This is a genomic window from Terriglobus aquaticus (genome assembly GCF_025685415.1).
Classification (GTDB): domain Bacteria; phylum Acidobacteriota; class Terriglobia; order Terriglobales; family Acidobacteriaceae; genus Terriglobus; species Terriglobus aquaticus.
In genome coordinates, this window is the sequence record NZ_JAGSYB010000001.1 from 3669719 (window position 1) to 3693983 (window position 24265).

The window sequence follows — 24265 nt, forward strand, 5'->3', positions numbered from 1 at the left end:
AGAAAGCGCCTGTTGAAAGGGAAACGATGAAGCAAATGCGGCAACACCTGCTGGGGCAGGGAGTACGAAAGCGAGTTGCAACCATCGCTTTAGCGGCTGTGTCTTCGTCGTGCCTGCCCATCCCGGCACAGCAAAGCTCTGCAACCCCGTCCGCGACCGTTCCCTGGCGGCAGCAGCAGGACGCCTACGCCGAACCGCTGCCTTTTGATCGCGGTGCAGCAGGCCTCGCGCAGAGCCTGCGCAAGCTAAGCACCCGCGCCAGCCTCATCCAGATCAACGCGCATCCCGACGACGAAGACGGCGGCATGCTCAGCTATGAGAGCCGCGCCGTGGGTGCCGACGTTTCTCTGCTTGCGCTCAATCGTGGCGAAGGCGGCCAGAATGTGATGACCGGAGACTTCTGGGACGCCCTCGGCATCCTGCGCACCCAGGAACATCTGCAGGCCAATCACTTCTACGGCGACCATCTCTACTACACGCGCGTCGCCGACTTCGGTTTTTCGAAGACGCTCGAGGAAGCTCTCGCGCAGTGGGGACACGACCGCGTTCTCGAAGACGTCGTGCGCGTCGTTCGCACCGTCCGTCCCATGGTGGTGACCAGCGTCTTCGCTGGCTATGTGTCAGACGGTCACGGCCATCACCAGACCGCGGGTGTCATGGCGCAAGAGGTCTTCAAAGCCGCTGCCGATCCGAAGATGTTCCCCGACCAGATCAAGGAGGGCTTACGGCCTTGGGCACCACTCAAGGTGTACGCTCGAGTACCCTTTGCACGGGTCACGGAGAAAGGCATCTTCGACTACGCCACCGGCAAGTGGGAACCGGTCGTCTTCAAGAACTACGTCACCGGCGAAGTGATGCACCAGGTGCCTGCGGCCACCATCGAGGTGCCCGAGGGAACCTATGACCCATCGCTCGGCGAAAGCTACTTCCAGTTGGCCCGCGAGGGTCTGAACGAGCAGAAATCGCAGAACGGCGGTGTGGGACGCCCGCCCGCCGGTCAGTTCGATTCGCCCTACCACCTCTACGCGACTCGCGTCGAAGGTGGCCATCCACCCGCGCACGAGCAGAGCTTCTTTGACGGTATTGACACCACCTTGCCCGGCATCGCGGACTACCTGCAGGGCGCGGAAGCAGGCAGCGCGCGGGAGAAGCTGCAGGGCATTGCGCAACAGGTTTCCGATGCGTCCGCCGCCTTCGATGCACGGCATCCCGAGCGTTGCGCACCGGCGCTGGGGCGCGGCCTGCAGCAGACCCGGGCGCTGATCCTCGATCTGCAACAGCCGAACGAGAGCGACGGCCGCTACAACGCCATCCACGAGCTCCAGCTCAAGCAGGTGCAGTTTGAGCAGGCGCTCAACCAGGCGCTCGGCATCCAGTTGCTCGCGGTCGTCCAGCCCCAGGGTGTCGATGCCGCGCGCATCGGACCCTTCGGCCCAACGGACGCCGCCAGTGCGGCCGCCGGCAGTCCGTTTGCCTCCACCACCGTCATCCCCGGCCAAAGTTTCGCGGTCAGCGTGCACGTCGCCGACCAGGGCGCTGTGCCGGTTCAAGTAGAAAGCGTGCGCCTCACTCCAACCGCCGGCGACTGGAAGCTGACCGACCAGAGCCCCGCGCTCAACAGCCTGCCTGCAGGCACTGCGGCCGACGTTCTGTTCAGCGCCACCGTTCCGCAGGACGCTCCCATCACCGAGCCCTACTTCTCGCGCCCCACCCTCGAACAGAGCTTCTACGACATCCACGACGGCCGCTATCTCACGCTGCCGACTATGCCGTACCCGCTCTCAGCGCACCTCACCTATACCTACAACGGCGTCGCCGTCACCGCGCAGGAGGTGGTGCAGACTGCGCGGCGCGAAACGGGCCTTGGCATCGCGTTGAATCCGCTGCTGGTCGCTCCCGCCATCAGCGTGCGCGTGACTCCGCCCGCAGGCGTCATGCCGCTCAGTGCAACCACGCTTCCGCTGGACGTGATCGTTCACAGCAGCGTCAAGGGACCGGCAACCGGTACGGTCGCTCTGAAGCTGCCTGCTGGATGGCGCTCCGAACCGGCAACTGCCACTTTCTCCACCTCCCGTGATAACGAGGATGTACATCTGCAGTTCCAAGTCGATCCTCACGGCGTGCAAGCCAAACAGTACTTGATCTCCGCAATCGCCACCTCGGGCGGCAAGCAGTTTACGCAGGGCTTCTACACTATCGGCTGGCCGGGCATCCGTCCCTACCCGCTCTACTCACCCGCCGCATACCGCGCAACCGGCGTAGACGTGAAGACCGCTCCCAGCCTGCGCGTCGCGTATGTCATGGGTCCCGGCGACGATGTTCCTCAGTCGCTGGAAAACCTCGGCATCCACGTCACAGAGCTCAGCTCGAGCGACCTGGCAGGCGCCGACTTGAGCGGGTACGACGTGATCCTGCTCGGCATCCGCACCTACGCCGCTCGGCCGGAACTGCGCGTGCTCAACAATCGCCTGCTCGACTACGTGAAGAACGGCGGCGTCGTCATCAGCCAGTACCAGACCGCGGAGTACGACCGCAACTACGCGCCCTATCCGCTCAGCGTCCCCGGCGACGCGGAAAAGGTCGTCGAGGAAAAAGGCGAAGTGAAGATCACGGCGCCTGCGGATCCCGTTCTGAACTGGCCGAACGCGATAACCCTTCGCGACTTCGACGGCTGGGTGGAGGAGCGCGGTCACGGCTTCCTGCGCAGCTACGACGCGCACTACACCGCGCCCGTAGAGATGCACGACGCCGGTCAGGATCCCCAAACCGGCGGCCTCGTCTATGCCCAGTACGGCAAGGGCTACTACGTCTATCTCGCCTTTGCCTTCTTCCGCGAAATGCCCGAAGGCGTACCCGGCAGCTATCGCATCATGGCCAACCTGCTCAGCATCGGCAAGAATCCGAAGCTGCCGCACTAGCCCCCGGAAATGACAACGGCGCGCATCGCTGCGCGCCGTCCTCACTCCTTCCGTCGGCGATCCGCTGTCACTGCGTATCCGCGTGCAACTCATGCAGCAGAAACGCGAACGTGTCCGCCGTCATATCCAATTGCTTGCTCAGCGGCATGCCCGCGCCATGGCCTGCACGCGTCTCAATGCGGATCAGCACCGGCGCCGGCCCCGCCTGGTCCGCCTGCATCTGCGCCGCAAACTTGAACGAGTGCGCAGGGAATACGCGGTCGTCGTGATCCGCCGTGGTGATCAGTGTCGCCGGATACTTTGTTCCCGGCTTCAGGTTGTGCAGCGGCGAGTACTTGTAGATCGCATGAAACTCGGCCTCGTTCTCGCTCGGCGAACCGTAGTCCTGCTTCCACCCAAAACCCACCGTGAACTTGTCAAAGCGCAGCATGTCCATCACGCCCACTTGCGCATTGGCTGCACCAAACAACTCAGGCCGCTGCGTCAGCACCGCACCAATCAGCAGGCCGCCGTTCGATCCGCCCTGAATCGCCAGCTTCGGCGTCGAGGTGTACTTCTCGCGAATCAGGTACTCGGCACATGCAATGAAGTCGTCGAACACATTCTGCTTGTTCAGCTTCATGCCGGCCTCATGCCAGGCCTCGCCATACTCGCCGCCGCCACGCAGCGACGCCTGCGCGTAGATGCCGCCACGCTCCAGCCACGCAATCCGCGCCGACGAAAATGCCGGCGTCAGCGACACATCGAACCCACCATACCCATACAGCAGCGTCGGGTTCTGTCCATCGCGCTTCAAGCCCTTCTTGCTCGTCAGAAACATCGGCACCTTCGTGCCATCCTTCGAAGGAACAAACACCTCCGTCGTCTCAAACTCGTCCGGGTTGAAGTTCAGCTTCGGCGTCCGATACGGCTGCGACTTCAGCGTCTTCATGTCCAGCCGATACACCACGCCCGGTGTCGTGAAGTTCGTAAACCCGTAGAAGGTCTCATCGTCTTCGCGCTTGCCACCAAAGCCACCCGCCGTGCCCACGCCCGGCAGTTGCAGCGTCTGCATCGGCTTGCCGTCCTCGCTAAACAGGCGCACCTCCGTGTGCGCGTCCGTCAGGTACTCCGCAATCAGCGTGCGATGCACCAGCGAAGCTCCGTCCAGCTTGCTCTTGCTCTCCGGCACCACCGTCTTCCAGTGCTCGCGCGCGGGCTGGTTCAGGTCCACTTCGATCAGCTTGCCGTTGGGCGCGTTCAGCGTCGTGTTCAGCCAGAACCGCGTCCCATTGTTTCCAATTACGCTGTAGCTCGCGTCCGGCTTATCGAATACCTTCTCGATCTTCGCGCCCGGATTCGTCAGGTCCAGAAATGCGAGTTCGTTGTTCGGGCTGGTTCCCTTGGCTTGGTACAGGATCAGGTAGCGACCATCATCCGTCACACCCGCACCCAGAAAGATCTCCGGATCGTCCGCCCGCTCGAAGACGAACTTGTCCTCTCCCTGCTTGGTGCCCAGCTTGTGAAAATAGATCTTCGGCGAACTGCTGATCGCCTTCAGCGCCGCGCCTTCCTTGGGCGCGTCGTAGTGCGTGTAGTAGAAGCCGCTGCCATCCTTCAGCCACGCCGCGCCACCAAACTTGACCCACTTGATCGTGTCGGGCAGGTCCTTGCCCGTCGCCACATCGCGCACGATAATGTGCTGCCAGTCGCTGCCCGCCTCGGCAATCTGGAACGCGGCAAGCCGTCCGTCATCCGTCACGCTCATGCCGGCCAGCGCCACCGTACCGTCTTTGCTCAGCGTGTTCGGATCGATCAACACGTGCGGCTCGCCGTTCAACCCATCCGTCCAGAACACAACGCTCTGGTTCTGCAGCCCGGTGTTGTGCGAGTAGACATAACGCGAGCCGTACCGCGTCGGCGCGCTATACCGCTCAAAGTTCACCAGCGCCATCATGCGGCTGTGCAGGCTGTCCTTCAACGGCTGCAGCGGCTTGAAGTACGCCTCGGTCACTTTGTTCTCAGCTTCGATCCACGCCTTCGTATCGGCGGAATCCACGTCCTCCATCCATCGGTACGGGTCGGCCACCTTCGTGCCAAAGTAATCGTCAGTCTGCGAAACGGTGTGCGGCTTGGGATAAGGCAACAAGGCAGAATTCCTGTTCATCGGGGCTGTCGCCTGCGCCGCCGCACTCAAGGTGCACACAGCCGCAAGGCAGGTCGTTGCGAGAAAACGCATGGGAAAAGACTCTCCTGAGCAGAGACGGGCGCGTCAGACTATTGCGAGAATAAACCTCATGCCGATCCGCCGCGCCATGCTTCTGCTCTGGATGTTCTGTGCCGCCGCGATCGCCCGCGCGCAAGCCACACAGCCCGCTCGAGCCACGCCGCCGCCGGCGCAAGCCACTTCACAGCCGGCTCAATCGTCCGCCTCGCAGGACCCACAAACCGACCAACCGTACACACTCCAGACCGGCGCGTCGCTCATCCTCGTCCCCACCACCGTCGACATCAAGGGCAAAGTCCTCTACGGCCTCACCAAAGATCAGTTCACGCTTACCGACGACGGCCAGCCACGCCCCTTCCGTCTCGAAGAATCGACTGAAGGCATCGGCCTCAGCCTCGTCGTCCTTCTGCAGTGCTCGCGCTCGGCCATCGTGGAGTACAGCCGCTTCCAGGGCCTGCCCACCATGATCGATTCGCTCATCGGTGCCGCCCCGCACGAGGTCGCTCTCGTCCGCTACGGTGCTCACCCTGAGTTGATCCAGCCCTTCACCCGCAAGCAGGACAAGATCGAAGCCGCCATGCCCCGCATGGCACCCTGCGAAGACAACGCCGCGGCCACCACCGACGCGCTCAGCTACGCCGCTTCCATCCTTGAGAACCGCGATCCTCGGTACCGCCGCGCCATCATGCTCATCAGCGAAACCCGCGACCACGGTTCGCACGTGCCCGAAGCGCAGGTCATCGCCCAGCTTGGCCGCAACAACATCGTCGTCGACAGCTTCGCCTACTCGCCCTACCGCGACGACCTGCGCGACGAGGTAAAGCCCGGCCGCGGCCCCGGCCTCTTCGGCACGGCACTGCAACTGCTCATGGCCACCGTGCAGGCCTTCCGGCAAAACGTCCCCAAGACCGTCTCGCGCCTCTCCGGCGGCGAGTACGACAACTTCGGCACAGAGAAGGGCTTCGACAACGCCGCGCTGCGTCTGGCCAACCGTATCCACAACTACTACCTGCTCAGCTTCACAGTGCCCGGCGGCGCTACACCCGGCCTGCACGAGCTCGAAGTCAAAATCCCACAGTATCCGGAAGCCACCATCCGAGCCCGCCGCAACTACTGGGTCGGTGCCCCGCCAGACGCCAGCACTGCACCAGCCCCCGCCGCACCCGCAGGTTCCGACAGCAATACCCAAGCCAAGCCTCAGTAGCACCGAAGCCGCAGCGAAGTGGGAGCAGGACAGCAGGCTCCTCATAGTCGCGGTTGAGGTGAGAGGCCCCAGGATCCTGATGAAGCCGCACTAAGGAGGGAGCAGGGACCTTCAGGCCCCTGTATCTGGCCGCCTGAAAAGGGCTTCAGCCCGGGGCTTCGTCACACTTACCGCGAAGACCGATCGCCCTCACCCGGCAACGCACCCGGCAACGCACCCGCCATCGCCGGCTCTTCAGCCTTCTTCTCATACGCACTCGCGGCCGAGAGCGCATCCTGCTGCTCCGCGCTCAACTCCAACTCCGCCGCCCGGAACAAATCTTCCAGGTGCTCTTCCTTCGTCGCGCTCGCAATCGGAGCCAGCACATTCGGCCGCGACAGCAACCACGCCAGTGCCACCGAAGCCATCGACGCACCCGCCTCGTCACTCACCTTCCGCAGCGCGTCCAGAATCTTCATGCCGCGATCGTCGAAATACTTGCTCACCGTACCTTCGCGCTTCACGCCTTTGGCATCGTCCGCACTCTTGTACTTGCCGGTCAGAAATCCAGCAGCCAGCGAGAAGTAGGGAACCACGCCCAGCGAGTACTCCGCCACCACCGGCGCCAGGTCCGTCTCATACTGCTCGCGCGTGTACAGGTTGTAGTTAGGCTGCAAGGTCTGGTAGCTCTCCCACCCCGCGTTGCGCGCCACTTCAATGGCCGCACGCAGGCGCCGGCCGTCGTAGTTGCTCGCGCCTACCATGCGCACCTTGCCTTCGTGCACCAGCGCATCCAGCGTGCGCACGGTCTCTTCCAGCGGTGTGTCCTTGTCGTCCTGGTGGGTCTGGTACAGGTCAATGTGGTCGGTCTGCAGCCGGCGCAGCGAAGCCTCGACCGCCTCGCGAATGTACTTCGCGCTCAGCCCTTTCTTGCCCTCGCCCATCTCCATGCCGACCTTGGTCGCCAGCACTACCTGGTCGCGCTTGCCGCTCTGCTTGAACCACTTGCCCAGGATGGTCTCGCTCTCGCCGCCCTGGTTGCCCGGCGCCCACCGCGAATACACATCCGCCGTGTCGATGAAGTTGAACCCGCGCTCCACAAAGCGATCCAAAATGCGGAAGCTCTGCTGCTCGTCGATCGTCCAACCAAACACATTGCCGCCCAGCATAATGGGCGACACCGGAACCTGAAGCTTGCCAAGAGAACGCATCTGCATACAAGCTCAGATGCCGCACTCACAACGAGAGTGTCATCCTGAGCGCAGCGAAGGACCTGCTTTCGCCCCTGCCACATTCCGACACACCAGGCATTGCAGAAGGGAACGCCGCTAGTTCATCCAGCGCTTGTCCTTCGGATCCCGCCGCCGCTCATCTTCCGGTGAAACGTAGCGGCCCTCGTTGTCGAAATGCACTTCGCGGTTCTGCTTCCGCATGTATACCTGGAAGCTCTTCGCCGCGCGCTTGCGCTTCCACCGGTAGTAGTCATTGCGCCATCCGTACCACCGCTCACTCAGCGACTTCCCCACACTCCGGTTGCCGTAGCCCACCTTCGCATACCGCACGTAGAGGAACGCAAACAGGCCGCAGCACAGCTCCAGCGTCGCGCTGAACACCTCGCGCGACCACACCAGCAGTCCAAGCCGCCACACCACCATGATCGCGACCATGTACTTCGCCTTCATCCGGATCACAAAGAACAGCAGGAACTCCACGTCGCCGTACAGCAGAGCAAACGCCACCAGCACCGCAAACAGCGGCCCAAACATCCCCAGGTACAGGCTGTTCGGTCCACCAAACAGCGTCATGCCCGCCGGCATCATTCGTCCCAGTGCGGCCAGCAGCACTGCTGCCGCTCCGCCTGCGACCGCAGAGCCCACGTACAGCCGCACCAGCCATTGCGCGCCCCGCGTCTCCTCCAGCGTCGTCGCCGTAAACCACAGGGTCAGCAGGGCAAACGCAGTATTCAGAAATCCAATGTTGATCACCGGATACGTGAACACCTGCCACACCCAGCCGTGCAGCGCTACAAAGGGCATCAGCCCCAGCGTGACCAGCAGCCGCGAGTACAACCCCGGCGCAAACCAGCTCAGCAGACCCAGCGCGAAAAAAATAACCAGGTTCAACAGCACCAGCTTGCGGGTCGCACCCGCAAACGGTGGCAGCGTCAGTGTCGTGCTTCCCGTGGAACGCATCCCCTTTATCCTATGCTCCGTCTGCTACGGTCAGAATGTGTCCGGAGTCCGGGCAAACAACCCCGCCACACCGTCTCGCGTCTGCTGTGAAAACAGGGGATGTGCTCTGAACCACTCCCGGTGCCCAACAGAAGGAAGGATCCAATGGCTGCTACCTGCCCCGAGTGCGACAACCCCCTCGACATCGACGTGGACGACGTGGAAGAAGGGGAAACCGTCACCTGTGACGAGTGCGGTACCGAGCTGGAGGTCATCTCCACCGAGCCGCTGCAACTCTCCGTGGTCGACGCCGAAGGCTACGACGACGAAGACGACGGGTACCGTCACACCGGCAGCGACGACGAGGACGACGAGTAGCGCCGCCACACGGGTCTTCACCGCGCGACCTTGCGCCGGCAACCGTGTTCTTACCTGGCAGAAGGAGCGTGGCGCTCGCCGCCACGTATACTGCAAGCCATGAGCCTCATTCGCCGTATTCGCATCGTTTCCGGTCGCCATCTGCGTTCCGCGATGCTCCTGCCTGGTCTCGTCGTTCTGGCCAGCACGGCCGTCTCGCTTACTCCGGTCGCGCATGCCCAGGCAGCGCAGCCTCGAACGGTCGACGGCAAGGTCGTCAGCGGCGGCCAGCCCGTCAAGGGCGCGGTCGTTCACCTGAAGGACACCCGCACCCTGGCGCAGAAGAGCTACATCACCGCCGAAGACGGCACCTACCGCTTCGCCCAGCTCTCCAGCACCTCCGACTACGAGGTCTGGGCCGAAAGCAACGGCAAGAAGAGCTCGACCAAGACGATCAGCTCCTTCGACAACAAGTCCAGCTTCAACTACACGCTCAAGGTCGACTAGCTCTCAGCGCCACGATTCGTGGCACTAAGACGACCCATTCGGCACGTACATGGAAGTTCGATCCACCCAGGCAGACAAGCCCCGTTCTTCGTGCGCACCTGCCGCGAAGATCGGGGCTTAACTGCTGGTTCTGACAAACAGCCATCCACCTCGTGACCCGACCGCGAGTCGAACAAGGACGCAAACAGAAAAGCCCTGCCGAAGCAGGGCTTTTCTACATCTGTCTAAAACTACGCCGCAACCGGCTCCACCGAAACGAACCGGCCATGGTTACCACGGTCCGAGAACTTCACGCGTCCGCCAACCTTGGCGAACAGGGTGTCGTCCTTGCCACGGCCCACGTTCAGGCCGGCCTTGATCGGTGTTCCACGCTGCCGCACGATGATCGACCCACCGGTGACCACTTCGCCCGCAAACGCCTTTACGCCCAACCGCTGTGCATTGGAATCGCGGCCGTTGGAAGAGCTTCCGCCGCCTTTTTTATGTGCCATCTCTGTCTCTCGCTCTCAGGCGGCCCCTTCGGACCGCGATCTTTCGAACCGGCAGGGCCGGGGAAGTTACTTGTTCTCGGCCTTGAAGCTCTTGCCGTTCACCAGGATCTCGTTGATGCGGACCTCGACAAAGCCCTGACGATGTCCCTGCATCTTCTTGTACTGCTTCTTCCGCTTGAAGTGGAAGACCAGGATCTTGTCGCCGCGGCCTTCGCCCACAACCTCGGCCAGCACCTTCGCGCCACCCAGCTCCTGCTCAAAGCTGCCCGCTTCGCCGCTCACGGCCAGCACATCGCTGAACTCGATCTTGCCGTCTTCGTGCGCCAGCGTCTCCACGCGCACGGTCTCACCGGGAGCTACGCGGTACTGCTTGCCACCTGTCCGAATCACTGCGTACATCTTTCAAACCTCCGCGCGTTCGCCCGGTGGGCGACGCGTTGCTGGAGCAAACCGTAGCCGGCCTAACCCCGCTCAACCTGTCCGTGAGGAGCCTCGGGCTCCGGGTCCGCGCCGCTTCCGGCTCGTCCGGCAGGCCGCACCGGGATCACTCACCCGCACAGCCGCCTGTTCCGCTCAACCCTCGAAGCATACCTCGAACAGAGCCTCAGGTCAACCCCGCCACACTTCTGCGGCGAACTCCCTGCCCAAATAGATCAGGGGCCGTAACGGCCCCCTGATCCAACCCACATCGCGGCTCAGCTTACTTCGATCCACCCTCAACCCCTTCAAAGTTCAGGGAAGCCGAGTTGATGCAGTACCGCAGCCCCGTCGGCCGCGGCCCATCCGGGAACACATGCCCCAGGTGCGATCCGCAGTTGCTGCAGACTACCTCCACCCGCCGCATGCCATAGCTGTTGTCCTCGATCGCCTTCACCGCCGTCGGCGACACCGGCTCATAAAAGCTCGGCCACCCCGACCCCGACTCGAACTTGTGGTCGCTCTTGAACAGCGGCGCATTGCACGCGCCACAGTGGTACAGCCCGTCCGCGTGGTTCTCGTACAGCTTGCCCGTAAACGCCCGTTCCGTGCCCTTGCCGCGCAGAATCGCAAACTGCTCCGGCGACAGCAACTCGCGCCACTCCGCCTCGGTCTTCTCCACCGCGTAGCCGCTGCCGGCCGTCGTTTCCGTCCCATTCGCCATCGTTTCCACCTCGTACTGATTAGATGGATTTCCGGCCCACACGTTGCGACCGGCCGACCCGAACCGCTAGGCGAAGCGCGCGACCGCCTCGATCTCCACACGCGCATCCCGCGGCAGCCGCGCCACCTGCACCGTCGACCGCGCCGGCATCACTTCGGCCCCCGCAAATGCCTCGGCATAAATCGCGTTCACCGCAGCAAAGTCGTTCATGTCCGCCAGAAACACCGTCGTCTTCACCACGTCCGTCATTTGCAATCCGGCCGCGCCCACCACCGCTGCCAGGTTCTTCAACACCTGCCGCGCCTCGGCCTCCACGCCGCCGCTCACCAGCGCACCGCTCGCCGGATCGAACCCGACCTGGCCCGACGTAAAAAGCAGATCCCCTGACCGGACCGCCTGGCTGTAGGGACCAATGGCGGCGGGCGCATCCTGCGTTGCAATAGCTGCTTTGTTCTGAGGCATACCCCAAAATACCAGCCCAGCCGTAAGCACGCTCCGAGCCGAACTCCCGCCAAACCAACCTCCGCCACCGGCGCTTTTCCTGCAAATCCGCCCACTCTGACCATTACTTCACGGTTACCAACCCATTCGTGGGATCGGATTCTGAGCTGTTTCTCATGTACCTTGGCGTCGCTCAGGCGTTTGCACCCGTTCCCCGCAAAGGGGCAGCAGCCCTCAGGCTGTAGCCCCGTTCTCGCAGCCGCAGGCTGCCGCGGGTGCAGCCCGTTCGCTGAGCGCGCCAGGGTCACCAACATCTCGTTTCTGGGAGGGAGTTCGCCGCATGCAGGTCCGGTTCTGGAAGATGCTCCTGGCGACAGCTCTCAGCGGTCTGCTGCTGTCGTGGCTGCTTCCCGCCACCGTGAGCGCGCAGGCCCTGGCGAGCAATCCCAACGACTGGCCCACCTCCCGCGTCGACCTCTTCGCCGGCTACAGCTACCTGAAACCCATGCACGCCAACGTGGGCACCGCCAACGAGGCCAAGCCCATCACCACCGGCGGCCTCTTCAGCGTCGCCGGCTATTTCAACAATGTTCTGGGCGTGGAACTTGCCGGCTCCTACCACCCCAGCGGCCCCAACGATTGCGTCGAATCCGTCCAGGGCGGCCTGATTGTGCGCCACAATATCAGTCGCCTCGTTCCCTTCGTTCACGCTCTGGGCGGCGGCTCCAAGGTCGGCGGGCCTGACGCGCAGCCCTGCACCTGGGGTCATGGCTACACCGCCGGCATCGGCGTCGACTTCGACCTCCACACCCTCCACAACCATCTCGCCATCCGCCCCATCCAGGCCGACTACAACTACAACTACGTCGACTTCGGGCCCTCGAATCCGCCGGCCAACACCTCCGGCGGCATCATCAAGATGAACGCCTACTCGCTGTCCACCGGCCTCGTCGTCCGCTTCGGCGACACCGGTTCCCGTGGCGAAACCAGCTACGGCCCCGCGCTCGCGTGCGAGGCCAATCCCACCACCGTCAATTCCGGTGAGCCCGTCACCGTCACCTCCAGCAACACCGGCCTGAACAAAAATCGCCGCACCACCTATACCTGGACCACCACAGGCGGCAAGCTCTCCGGCTCCGGCGAGACCATCCAGATCGCCACCGACGGCCTAGCCCCCGGCACCTACACCGTGAACGGCCGCGTCATGCAGGGCGGCCACCTCTCTCAGCAGGCCACCTGCCGCGCGGAGTTTCAGGTCACCGGCCCGGCTAATGCCACCGCAACCTCTACAGCGCCAGCCAACGGCACCGCACTCCCGACCTCGCCTGCCAACAGCAGGGCACTCTCGGCATTACCGGCAACTTCCGCCACGTCGGGCGCCTCGCTTACCGTCGGCTGCACCGCCGCCCCGGCCATGCTCAACCCCGGCGAAAGCGCCACCCTCACTACCAGCGTCAGCGGCAACGGGGGCCGCTCGCTCACCTACAGCTACACCGCCTCCGCCGGTCAGGCCAGCGGCACCGGACCAACCGGCACCCTCAACTCCGGCGGCGCCGCACCCGGCGACATCATCGCCACCTGCACCGCGACTGACACCTCGGGCGCCACCGGCAGCGCCAACACCACCGTCCGCGTCATCGACCCGCGGTCTGCCGCCGCTGCGGCGACCCAGGCCATGTGCACCATCAGCTTCGAGCGCGATCGCCGCCGCCCCGCCCGCGTCGACAACGAAGCCAAGGGCTGCCTCGACGACATCGCCATCAATCTCCAGCGCGACTCCGGCTCAGAGCTCGTCATGATCGGCAACAACAGCACCGGCGAACGCACCGACACCGCCGCCGAACGCGCCGCCAACGCCAAGCTCTATCTCACCCGCGAAAAGGGCGTCGACCCTGCCCGCATCTCGCTGCGCATTGGCCAGGCCGGCGACCGCAGCGTCACCAGCACCCTGATTCCGGCCGGCGCGCACTACGACGATTCCATGTCCGTCCCGGTCAACGAGTCCGCCGTGCAGCACAGCGGCGAGGCCTACGGAACACCGCAGTCCACCCGCCAGACGCACCGGCGCTGACCGCTCCAACATCCGCGCGCGGTCCGCGCATGGACCTCGCCCGTAACTTTGCTACACTACAAAGGTTGGTGTTCGCGACCTACCACGCGATCCGCTGCCAACCGCCTTGCACGCAGACCCATCGCGCAGCAGGGCACCAGCAACACCGTCGGGGAGTGGCTCAGCCTGGTAGAGCACCTGGTTCGGGACCAGGGGGTCGGAGGTTCGAATCCTCTCTCCCCGACCATCTTCTAAAACCCTTCAAATCTCTGCACAGCGTGCGATCAAAGGATCGAAGCGTACACCCAGCAGTTCCCCGGGGAGCTTTCTCCTCACCAGCGGTATACCGTAGGGCTGGACAAGTCGGGCGAGGGAAGCTGTGAACGAAGAAGAGAACACCACTGCAGAAGCGGCGAACCGCCTTGAAGAGATCGCCGGCCCTACCGTCGTCGGCATCGGTGCTTCCGCGGGCGGCCTCTCCGCATTGCGCCGACTCTTCGAACTCATCCCGGCAGACACAGGCCTCGTCTTTGTCGTCGTCGTGCACCTCTCGCCCGAGCACAAGAGCATGCTCGCCGACCTCCTGCAGCCCAGCGTCAAGTTCCCCGTCCAGCAGGTCACCGAGACCACCGTCCTCCAGCCCGACAACGTCTACGTCATCCCGCCCAACTGCAACCTGAACTCCATCGACACGCACCTGCGCCTCTCTGCCCTCGAAGAGCGCCGTCGCGAACGCGCCCCCATCGACCACTTCTTCCGCACGCTCGCCGCCACCCACAACGGCCACGCCATCGGTGTCATCCTCACCGGCACCGGCTCCGACGGCACACTCGGCCTTCGCGAAATCAAGGCCAAGGGCGGCGTCATCCTCGTGCAGGATCCCAACGAAGCCGAGTTCGACGGCATGCCCCAATCCGCCATCACCACCGGCGGCGTCGACCGCATTCTCCCCCTCAACGAGATCGCCTCCACCCTCGTTCGTCTCGCTCACGCGGGCCGCGTCATCACCCCCAAGGAGATGGAGGCGGAGCAGGCACCCCAGGAGCGCCTTCTCCTGCCCAAGGTCCTCGCCATCCTCAAGGCGCGTACGGACCGCGACTTCAGCCGCTACAAGCCGGCGACCATCCTGCGCCGCATCGCCCGGCGCATGCAGCTCAACTACATCGAAGATTTCAACGAGTACCTGAACATGCTGCGTGATCGGTCCGACGAGGCGCACGCCCTCGCCGACGACCTCCTCATCACGGTCACCAGCTTCTTCCGCGATCCCGAAGTCTTTGAAAAGCTCCAGCGCGACATCATCCCCAGGCTCTTTGAAGGCAAGAGCAGCAACAGCAGCGTGCGCGCCTGGTCGGTCGGCTGCGCCACCGGCGAAGAGGCCTACTCCATCGCCATGCTCCTGCTGGAAGAGTCGTCGCGGCGAACCGACCCGCCCAAGCTTCAGGTCTTCGCCTCCGACCTGCACAAGCGCTCGCTCGAAGGCGCACGCGAGGGCCTCTATCCCGGCGACATCGAAACCGACGTCAGCCCCGAGCGCCTCCAGCGCTTCTTCCGCAAAGAGAACGGCGGCTACCGAATCTCAAAAGAAGTGCGCGATCTCGTCGTCTTCGCGCCCCACAATCTCCTCGCCGACCCACCCTTCTCGCGCGTCGACCTCATCTCCTGCCGCAACCTGCTCATCTACATCGACCGCTCCGTCCAGAGCGACGTGATCGACCTCTTCCACTACGCGCTCTGCCCGCACGGCTATCTGTTGCTCGGCTCTGCCGAAACCATCGACGCGCTCGATCTCTTCCGCACGGAAGACAAGCGGCTTTGCATCTACGAAAAGCGCAATGTCCCCGCACCGGAGCCGCGCCTTCCCGTCTTCCCGCTCACGCGCCTCCGGGCCTTCGGCCAACCGGCCACTAAACCGGAGCCACTTGCGGCTGCAGTGCCGTACCAGACCTTGCACCTCGATCTGCTGGAGCGCTTCGCTCCGCCCAGCGTTCTCATCGGCCCTGACAACAGGGTCGTCCACCTCTCCGAACATGCTGGTCGCTACCTGGTGCACCCTGGCGGCGAAATCACCACCAGCATCTTGCGCCTCGTGGCAGAGGAGCTCCGCGTTGAGTTGCAGGCGCTCATTCACACCGCTCGCGAGACGAAATCACCCGCCGACTCCAACCCGATTCTGGTGCGTCTCCACGGTCTGCCTACCCCAGTCGTTCTGCACGTACGACCCGCGCAGGAGCTCTACCAGGAAGGCTTTCTGCTGGTCATCTTCGACGAGCGGCAGCCCATCACCGCGAAAGAGGCGGACTCTCGCGTCGCTTCGGCCGCCGTTCTCGCATCGGGCGCCGCCGGACAACGCATCGCCGAACTGGAAGCGGACCTCAACGTCGCCCGGCAGCGACTTCAGGCCACCATCGAGGAATACGAAACCAGCCAGGAGGAAATGAAATCTGCCAACGAGGAGATGCAGTCCACCAATGAGGAACTGCGCTCCACCCTGGAAGAGCTCGAAACCTCCAAGGAAGAACTGCAAAGCATCAACGAGGAACTGCAGACCGTAAACCAGGAGAACCGGCACAAGGTCGACGAACTCTCGCAGCTCTCCACCGACCTCACCAACCTGCTCGCCGCCACTGACATCGCCACCCTCTTCCTCGATCGCGAACTGCGCATCCTTCGCTTCACTCCGCGCCTGTCGGAAATCTTCAACATCCGCATCACCGACCGGGGCCGGCCCATCTCCGACCTCACCCATCGTCTCGGTCACGAAAGCCTTCGTGAAGAAGCTCAGTCTGTTCTCGACCGCCTCATTCCCGTCGAGCAGGAGATCTGCGACGAATCCGACCGCTGGTATCTGACTCGCATGCTGCCCTACCGCAGCGCGGACGATCGCATCGAGGGTGTGGTAATCACCTTCATCGACATCACCGGTCGTAAGAAAGCGGAACAGGCATTACGCCAAAGTGAGAGCCGCTTCCGTGCCCTGGTCACCACCGGCAGCCATCCCGTCTTCCGCATGAGCCCGGATTGGAAGCTCATGTACCAGTTGCAGGGCAACGACTTCCTGGCAGATACCGCCGAACCCATCGAAGACTGGGCCGAAAAATACATCCTTCCGGAAGACCTGCCCACGGTCCGCAAAGCCATCGATCACGCAATCCAGAACAAATCCATGTACGCGTTGGAGCATCGGATTCGCAGTGCGGATGGTGGTGTCGGCTGGGTCTTCTCCCGCGCTGTTCCCATATTGGACGCGGAGGGAAACCTCACCGAGTGGTTCGGTGCCGGTACAGACGTCACCGCCAGTAAAGAGGCAGAAGCCGAACTGCGTGCAGCGGAAGAGCGCCATCGCATCCAGTTGGAAGAAATCGTCGCCACCCGCACCCGCGAACTGCAAAGCAGCCGCGATCTTTTGCAGGCCGCCATGGATAGTTCGCGGGACATGATCCAGGTGTTCCAGGCCGTTCGGGACGCCATGGGCGCCGTAGTTGATTTCCGATGGCTTCTTAATAACTACCGCTCCCAGCAGGTATTCGGCGACGTCATCGGCAAGAGTCTGTTGCAGAACAATCCGGGTGTCGTTCAGGAAGGCATCTTCGACCGCTTCAAGCGAGTGGTGGAAACCGGTGAGCCCGCCCACGCTGAATTCAACTACGTCCACGAGCAGATCGACGGTTGGTTCTTTCAGTCAGCCGTCAAATTGGGCGACGGTGTCGCCACCACCACCAGCGACATCACGATCCGCAAGCAGGCCGAGCAGCGACTGCTGCAGGCTCAGCAGGAACTCGCTCTCCAAGCCCTGCGTGAAAGCGAGGAACGCTTCCGTCTGCTTGTCGAGAACGTTCAGGAATATGCCCTCTTTCAGACCGACCTGCAGGGTCATGTGACCAGTTGGAATCCCGGCGCAGAGCGGCTCTTCGGTTATTCCAGCGCAGAGATCCTAGGCCGTCCCGCTGACATTCTGTTCACACCGGAAGATCGCAACGGTGGCCTGCTTCAGGCAGAGATCGCACAGGCAGTGGCTGGCACTCACGGCGTCGACGCCCGCTGGGTCTGCCGCAAGGATGGGGAGACCTTTTGGGCTCAATGGGCCACAGAACCCGTGCTCGACGCGACGGGCCAGGTCCGGGGAGTCGCCAAGGTGCTTCGCGACGAATCCGATCGCAAGCAGTACGAGGAGCGCCAGGCACTCCTCATGGGCGAACTCAACCACCGTGTCAAAAACACCCTGGCAACGGTTCAGTCGCTCGCCAACCAGACTCTGCGCAGTACCCCGGAACCCGCCGTCTTCGTTGAAAAGTTCCAGGAACGTCTGTGGGCGCTCTCCCGTGCCCACACTGTCCTCACCCGGCGCAGTTGGGAAAGTGCAGACATCGCGGAGATCGTTCGCGAGCAGGTTTACACAGGTCACTACGACGAGAACATCGCTGCTTCAGGTCCGGCCGCTCTCCTGGCCCCACAAACCGCGGTGGCTCTGTCGCTGGTGCTCCACGAACTTACGACCAACGCCCGAAAATACGGTGCCCTGTCGCAATCCGGCGGCCGCCTCAGTGTGAAGTGGAGGTTGCCGGAAGCCGCGCAGGCGCTGGAACTGGAGTGGGCTGAAACGGGGGGGCCGCCAGTGCAGTCTCCTGACAAACGCGGCTTCGGCTCCATGCTGATTGAGCGCAGTCTTGGCGGCGTCGGCGGCACCGTACAAACCCGTTTTGAACCGGGCGGCCTGCTCTGCACCATCCGCTTACCCCTTGCCTCCAGCGCATCGGTTCTGAGTTAGCGAAGTCGGGAATTCCGCATCGGGGGAAAAGAATTTGGAGACATGCCGGGTACTTGTCATCGAAGATGAGCTGTTGGTCGGTCTTGATCTCGTTTTCACGCTGCAGGGTGCGGGTTTCCGGCAGGTGGAGCACGCAATGAACGAGCCCGAAGCCTTGGACCGCCTCCACTCCGAAACCTGGGACGCCGTCGTGGCCGACGCAAACCTGAACGGCCGCGGCATCCACCGCATCGCAGAACTCCTGCAGAAAAAGCGTCTGCCGTTCCTCGTCGTGACGGGGTACGCCCGCGAGAACCTCCCGGCCGTCATCGGCGAAGCTCCAGTCCTCACCAAGCCCTTTTCTCATCGAGAGGTCGTTCGCAGCGTGCAGCAACTCTGCGGCTGCCTCCCCAACTTGTTGTCAAGCCCCACCACGGCCTAAGACCTGCTCGTTCAGCCACTTACACTTGGCATGCAATTACTTCCAGACTTCTATACTGGAAGTAGGGGTAGCTGCTTAGAGAAACCTGCCGCGCTTCTGTAACTCTCCGCGCATCAGGAACTTACAGCTAAGTTTTCTCGAAACAGGAACTTACACTGCCCTCGGAGTGCAACCCTCCTTGTTTGAAGAACTTACAAAAAGCAGGGGTGGGGGGCGGGGTCACATGTAATCGACGCCGTACTGCACCGGAATCTGCGTAAACGCAATCCGCGTCGGCGCACTATCCCGCGCCGGCAGCATTCCAGCAAAATGTACCGTCGTGTGACCATGCTTCAGGTTCAGCCGATCCAGCGCGCGCGATAATTCGTTCCGCGCATGCGTATCGCGAAACAAGTCCGGTTGCTGCGCGCGCTCATCCGTAAGCCGGTTCAGCGTGATGCCAACGAAGAACGGCCGCCCAGTGCCTGGCCCGGTCGGCTGCTTCTGCCAAAGCTCGCGCAGCGCTTCCAGGAGCGACAACGTATCCTGCGTCGCCGGAAACCGCGCCTCCATGCCCCAGTTGTGGTGCCGGATGCCAGAGTGGTGCTGCTGCAGCTTCGCCGCCTGCGCTTCCTCAGCGCGCGAAACCTGGTAGCGAATCGTAAGCGAAAGCGTTCCGGCGCAGAAGTGCTCCATGCGCAGCCGCATCGCGGCCTTGTGCAACAGCTTGTGCGCGACGGCCCAGGCGCCCTCCGCTGAGCGATGCTCCGGTGCCAGCACGTGCGAGTGCCCAAGCGACTGCTGCGTCTCGCGCGGCACCGGCGCGCCGTCGTCGCCCGTCACATGCCCACGCAGCCAGTGGTACAGCCGCTCGCCCCACACCGAGTTCCACAGCTTGTGCATCTGCTCGCGCGACAGCGCCAGCAACTGCTCCATCGTCGTCACACCCTTGCGGTTCAGCATCAGCTCCGTGCGCGCGCCCACGCCGGGCAGGTCGCGCAGCTCAAGCTGCAAGAGCGATCGCGGCAACTGCGATGGCAACAGGCCAACCAGGCCGTCGGGTTTCTGCATGTCGCTGGCAATCTTCGCCAGGTAGCGGTTCGGAGCCATGCCGATGGAACACCGCAGCGTCTCGCCAACGTCGTCTCGAATCGCCTGCTTGATGCTCAGCGCGATCTGCCGCGCGCGCGGCGGCTCCTGCTCGCGCCCGATCAACTGACAGGTCACCTCATCGATCGAAGGCACATGCGCAACAGGGCAACAGCGTTCCACAGCCGCGTGAATCTTGTGGCTGAACTCCGCGTACGTTGTGTGATTGCCTTGCACCAGCAGGATGTCCGGGCAAATCTGCTTCATGTCCGCGACGCGCGTGCCCGTTTTGATTCCGAGCGCCTTGGCCTCATACGAAGCCGCGATCGCAACCGTGGTATCCGCAAACGTCGGCACCACTGCCAGCGGCCGGTTGCGGTACTCCGGATTCAGCTGCTGCTCCACGGAAGCAAAGAAGCTGTTCAGGTCAACGTGCAGAAACCCGAAAAAGTCGTGTTGCGGCAGGACCAGATCCACGACAGCCTCTCTCCACCAGTTTATTCACCTCACGAGAGGCAGGCGTGCACGCGGCGGACGCGGCATTTCGAACAGGTACAGGGCACTATTGCCGCTCCGCAACTGTTCACCTGACGTCCCGGAGCGCAACTGACGATTGAGCGCATCAAGAAGTTTCGGGGATTGCGTAAAAAGATCGCTCTCGTCGTTGGAAAGTCCGAATGTCCTGCTATAGTCGCTCCATTCACCCAATCTTTACAGAGGTTTGCTGCGATGGAGCGCTCTTCGCGGCAGATCGCGGAGTCGTGTCTCGATGAAGAGAGCTGCACTATTTGCGTCGGCTACCGTGCTCAGTGCCGGTATGCTGCTTGGCCAATCGCAGAACGGAAGCATCGCCGGCGTCATCACCGATCAAGGCGGTGCCGTGGTCGCCGGAGCAACCATCACCATCACGAACGTAAACACCGGTGCGGTGCGCACCACGACGACCGACCGGGCGGGCACGTACAACGTCCAGGGACTGCTGCCGCAGGATTACCGGGTGAGCGTCACGGCGCCTGGGTTCGCGGCCTCCGAGGCCAAGCTGAACGTGTCAGTGGGCTCGTCGAATACGATCAACGTGAAGCTGGCGGTCGGGCAGCAGTCGGTGACAGTGGACGTCGCCGCAAACGCGCTGGCTGGAATCAACCTGGAGAACGCCGAGCAGTCGCAGGTCGTGGACACGCAGCAGTTGTTGGAACTGCCAACCGAGACGCGCAATCCCTACGACTTCGTCCAGCTATCCGGCAGCGTCAGCGCCGATCCCAGCGCCTCGTCCCGCGGTGTGGGAGTCAACGTGAACGGTGCGCGCTCTGCGTCTACTGAGATTCTGCTGGACGGCATTGAGAATACAGCCCTGTTCGGCGTCTCGGTGGCGACGATCGTGCCAGTGGATTCCGTACAGGAATATCGTGTGATCACCAACAACTTCGGGCCGGAATACGGACGCGCGTCCGGTGGCGTGGTGAATGTGGTGACCAAGGGTGGTACGAACCAGTTCCACGGCACGGCGTATGAGTTCTATCGCCCGTCCACCTTCGCTTCGAACAGCTATTACAACAACGCCAACGGCATTTCGCAGCACCGCTTTGTTCGCAACAACTTCGGATACTCCGTGGGTGGTCCGATCATCAAGGACAAGCTGTTCTTCTTCAATAACACTGAGTGGCTGCGGGTTCGCAGCAGCAATGTGGTGCAGTTCTACGTGCCCACGTCGCAGTTCATCAACGCCTCGAACGCAAACACCCAGGCATTCTTCCAGAAGTTTGGAAAGATCTCCGGAACACCGACTGGCAAGATCCTGACACTTGGCCAGATTGGCCAGGACCCGAAGGTGGTCTCGAGTGCCGTCACCAATGCGTTTTCGCAGGACCGCACCTCCCTGGAATCTCGTTTTCCCGGTGTCTTCACCGATGCGTTCCCAATTCTGCAGCAGGTGAACGTGACGGTTCCGATCGATGCCGGCGGCGGATCTCCGCAGAACACCTACAACATCGACGGACGCCTGGACTTCAATCTAGGCACCAAGACGCAGATGTATGGCCGCTACGTTCTATATAACGCCGCGTACTTCTCGGGCTCTGTGAACAACAGTCCTTATGCCGGGTACAACACGAGTGAAACCACCAAGGCGCAGAACCTGGTGTATGGACTGACTCACACCTTCACCGACCGTTTCACTTCGCAATTGCAAATTGGCCTGCTTCGCTACAACGACAATCAGCCGCTTGGCGACAATCCTGCTGGGCCAACGCTCTTCATCAACAGCAGCAGCGCTCCATCAGTTGCGGGCAATCAGTTCGTTTTCCCCGGCTACAACGAAAAGAGTGCCGGCAACGGACTGCCTTCCGGTGGTCCGCAGAACAACATCGTCATCAGCCCTGTGTTCACCTTGCTGCACGGACGCCACACGATCACCTTTGGCGGTCAATACGACTACATCCGCGACAATCACACCTTCGCCATCTACGCGAACGCGCAGGAAGCCTTGCTCCAGAACGGCACGAATGGCGCTTTGGTCAATTTCCAGAGCGGCGTCTTCAACTTCTTCCAGGCCAACCTGGATCCGCAAGGCAAGTTCCCCTGCGTGAAGGACCTGAACACGGGCCTGGTCAACCAGACACCCGGATGCACGATCACCACGCCGATCAGCCAGCCGAGCTTTGCCCGTTCGAACCGCTACCACGAAGGCGCTGGCTTTGTGAACGACACCATCAAGGCGACACCCCGGCTGACGCTGAACGTGGGCCTGCGGTACGAACTGTATGGAACGCAGCACAACAAGAACTCGGCGCTGGACTCGAACTTCTACTTTGGGACCAGCGGCACGCTGCAGGATCGCATTCGGGCTGGCAAGGTGCTGAACGTGAATGCAGGCGCTCCCGCAGATGTGCAGAACCCGGGAGGCAAGCTGTGGAACACGAACTACAAGCAGTTTGCGCCGCGCGTCTCGTTCGCATATGACCTGTTTGGCGATGGCAAGACCAGCCTGCGTGGTGGTTACGGCATGAGCTATGAACGGAACTTTGGCAATGTAACCTACAACGTGGCGTTGAATCCTCCAGCGCAGTTGGCCATCAGCTTTACCAACGTTGACGTGGGTGCTCAGATTCCGATCAGCACCGGCGTCCTGGGCAGCTTCAGCGGCGGCTCGGGCGTGAGCAAGGCGATTCCGCCGGGAACTGTGCGTGCCGTCGATCCGAGGATCAAGCCCGCGTATTCGCAATTCTTTTCTCTGAGTGTGGAACATCAACTGAAGGGCAACATTACCGCTGGGCTTGCGTACAACGGCTCCCGTGGCATTCACAACTACTCCATCGCAAACTACAACCGCAGCTACTATGGGCGGGTGTACGAGGGCGATGCGGCCAAGTACACGACAGGTGCGGCCAACAGCAATCGGTTGAACCCGCAGTACACCTCAATCAACGTACGCGGCGCCGATGGTGACAGCTACTACCACAGCCTGAATGCTTCGTTGCGTGCCTCGAACATGCTGAACACCGGCCTGTCGCTGACATCGAACTACACCTACTCGCACTCGACGGACAATACATCGTCCACGTTTACCGATGGCGCTTCGGGCACCGTGAATAGCGTTGCCTACTTTGACCCGTTCAATCATGCGCTGGATCATGGGAACTCTGACTTTGACCAGACGCACCGCATTACGGTGGGACTCGTTTACCAGGTGCCGTTCGCTGGTTCCGCGCTCACAAAGCGAGTGCTGGGCGGCTGGGAAGTTGGAAGCACGTTCGCCGCGCAGACCGGAACGCCCTTCTCGGTCTACGACTGCGGTCAGAATGTGGTCACGGTGTGCCCGCGTGCCAGGTTCGCAACCAAACCCAGTTTCAAGCGGACCGGCAACTCGGTTCCTGTTGCAAACTCGCCGGATGTGTTCCAGTACATCACCTTCCCGACGTACAACAAGGCGAATTACCCCGTATACAACGACCCGACAGTTGGTTATTCGGACCTGCCGACGATCGTGGGCGGCTACGATAACTTCCCCGGCGGCATGACGGCGCGCAACGCGTTCCGCGGGCCAGGTAACTTCACCTTCAACGCCGACGTGAACAAGCGGATTCTGATTACAGAACGAGTGTCGTTCCAGCTTCGGGCTGAGCTATACAACGTGCTGAACCATGCAAACTCCTTTGTGCCTGCATCGTTCGGATCGATCGACGTTTCAAGCACCCCATACTTCCCGGTACAGAAGAACGGCTTCGGTCCTGGCGGCAACCGTCAATTGCAACTGGCTGGCAAGCTTATCTTCTAACTTGTCTGCATAGCCGTCACGAGGGCCCACATCGCTTGATGTGGGCCCTTGTCCATTCAGCGCAGCTAGGACGTGCGTCGTTTTGATCCTGGCTCTTCTGCTCACCTGGAGGGGCCGGGCTGGTGGTTCCCCGCAGAGGCTGGGACTCGTGTCCGCGGTTAGACGAACGCTGTGGCCTCGGAGCTTCAGATATCCGCACCGGTAATGCTTGACAGCGCAGGGGGCTTGCTGCACTGTGAGGAGAACACCCACATTTCAGGACAGTGAATT

The 24265-nt window shown here is 62.3% G+C and carries 16 protein-coding genes and 1 tRNA gene; 9 read left to right on the forward strand and 8 right to left on the reverse strand.

From position 1 onward, the window contains the following. The first annotated feature begins 26 nt into the window (after positions 1-26). Positions 27-2918 carry a PIG-L family deacetylase gene (locus OHL12_RS15110; RefSeq protein ID WP_263414647.1) on the forward strand — a complete coding sequence of 964 codons (2892 nt, stop codon included), beginning with the start codon at positions 27-29 and terminating at the stop codon, positions 2916-2918. 67 nt (positions 2919-2985) lie between these two features. Here OHL12_RS15110 and OHL12_RS15115 read toward each other — a convergent pair whose 3' ends face one another. After that, positions 2986-5136 (reverse strand): prolyl oligopeptidase family serine peptidase, encoded by a 2151-nt coding sequence (locus OHL12_RS15115; RefSeq protein ID WP_263414648.1) that lies wholly within the window; start codon positions 5134-5136, stop codon positions 2986-2988. Positions 5137-5194: 58 nt separating this feature from the next. On the opposite strand from OHL12_RS15115, the gene OHL12_RS15120 reads away from it, so the two are divergent. Beyond that, complete coding sequence (locus OHL12_RS15120) at positions 5195-6328, forward strand: VWA domain-containing protein (protein WP_263414649.1); 1134 nt, start codon at positions 5195-5197, stop codon at positions 6326-6328. A 167-nt stretch (positions 6329-6495) separates the two neighbouring features. Here OHL12_RS15120 and OHL12_RS15125 read toward each other — a convergent pair whose 3' ends face one another. Beyond that, positions 6496-7524: an aldo/keto reductase gene (locus OHL12_RS15125; RefSeq protein ID WP_263414650.1), complete on the reverse strand. Its 1029-nt coding sequence runs from the start codon at positions 7522-7524 to the stop codon at positions 6496-6498. Positions 7525-7635: 111 nt separating this feature from the next. Then, positions 7636-8499 carry a rhomboid family intramembrane serine protease gene (locus OHL12_RS15130; RefSeq protein ID WP_263414651.1) on the reverse strand — a complete coding sequence of 288 codons (864 nt, stop codon included), beginning with the start codon at positions 8497-8499 and terminating at the stop codon, positions 7636-7638. 144 nt (positions 8500-8643) lie between these two features. Between OHL12_RS15130 and OHL12_RS15135 the strand changes: the two genes are divergently transcribed. Both OHL12_RS15135 and OHL12_RS15140 read left to right on the forward strand, forming a co-directional pair. Further along, on the forward strand, positions 8644-8856 hold the full coding sequence (locus OHL12_RS15135; RefSeq protein ID WP_263414652.1) for a hypothetical protein: 213 nt from the start codon (positions 8644-8646) through the stop codon (positions 8854-8856). Positions 8857-8955: 99 nt separating this feature from the next. Beyond that, positions 8956-9342: a carboxypeptidase-like regulatory domain-containing protein gene (locus OHL12_RS15140; RefSeq protein WP_263414653.1), complete on the forward strand. Its 387-nt coding sequence runs from the start codon at positions 8956-8958 to the stop codon at positions 9340-9342. A 230-nt stretch (positions 9343-9572) separates the two neighbouring features. On the opposite strand, the gene rpmA is transcribed toward OHL12_RS15140, so the two are convergent. From rpmA to OHL12_RS15160, 4 genes are all read right to left on the reverse strand, one after another. Continuing rightward, the gene (gene rpmA, locus OHL12_RS15145; protein ID WP_263414654.1) at positions 9573-9833 is read right to left on the reverse strand and encodes a 50S ribosomal protein L27; all 261 of its coding nucleotides are present in this window, start codon (positions 9831-9833) and stop codon (positions 9573-9575) included. 66 nt (positions 9834-9899) lie between these two features. Then, positions 9900-10232: a 50S ribosomal protein L21 gene (gene rplU / locus OHL12_RS15150; RefSeq protein WP_263414655.1), complete on the reverse strand. Its 333-nt coding sequence runs from the start codon at positions 10230-10232 to the stop codon at positions 9900-9902. Positions 10233-10533: 301 nt separating this feature from the next. After that, positions 10534-10974, reverse strand: a complete 441-nt coding sequence (msrB, locus tag OHL12_RS15155; protein ID WP_263414656.1) for a peptide-methionine (R)-S-oxide reductase MsrB — start codon at positions 10972-10974, stop codon at positions 10534-10536. A 66-nt stretch (positions 10975-11040) separates the two neighbouring features. Next, positions 11041-11436, reverse strand: coding sequence for a RidA family protein (locus tag OHL12_RS15160; protein WP_263414657.1), 396 nt, complete (start codon positions 11434-11436; stop codon positions 11041-11043). Between the two features lie 319 nt (positions 11437-11755). Here OHL12_RS15160 and OHL12_RS15165 point away from each other — a divergent pair, with 319 nt between their 5' ends. From OHL12_RS15165 to OHL12_RS15180, 4 genes are all read left to right on the forward strand, one after another. Next, positions 11756-13486 carry a hypothetical protein gene (locus OHL12_RS15165; protein WP_263414658.1) on the forward strand — a complete coding sequence of 577 codons (1731 nt, stop codon included), beginning with the start codon at positions 11756-11758 and terminating at the stop codon, positions 13484-13486. Positions 13487-13635: 149 nt separating this feature from the next. Further along, a tRNA-Pro gene (locus OHL12_RS15170) sits at positions 13636-13712 on the forward strand. 132 nt (positions 13713-13844) lie between these two features. Then, positions 13845-18233, forward strand: coding sequence for a chemotaxis protein CheB (locus OHL12_RS15175; protein ID WP_263414659.1), 4389 nt, complete (start codon positions 13845-13847; stop codon positions 18231-18233). 34 nt (positions 18234-18267) lie between these two features. Then, entirely contained in the window at positions 18268-18654 is a 387-nt protein-coding gene (locus tag OHL12_RS15180) for a response regulator (RefSeq protein WP_263414660.1), read from the forward strand. 219 nt (positions 18655-18873) lie between these two features. Here the strand turns inward: OHL12_RS15180 and OHL12_RS15185 are convergent, their stop codons facing one another. Continuing rightward, the gene (locus OHL12_RS15185; RefSeq protein ID WP_263414661.1) at positions 18874-20199 is read right to left on the reverse strand and encodes a DNA polymerase Y family protein; all 1326 of its coding nucleotides are present in this window, start codon (positions 20197-20199) and stop codon (positions 18874-18876) included. 292 nt (positions 20200-20491) lie between these two features. On the opposite strand from OHL12_RS15185, the gene OHL12_RS15190 reads away from it, so the two are divergent. Then, positions 20492-23995, forward strand: a complete 3504-nt coding sequence (locus OHL12_RS15190; protein WP_263414662.1) for a TonB-dependent receptor — start codon at positions 20492-20494, stop codon at positions 23993-23995. The last annotated feature ends 270 nt before the right edge of the window (positions 23996-24265 follow it).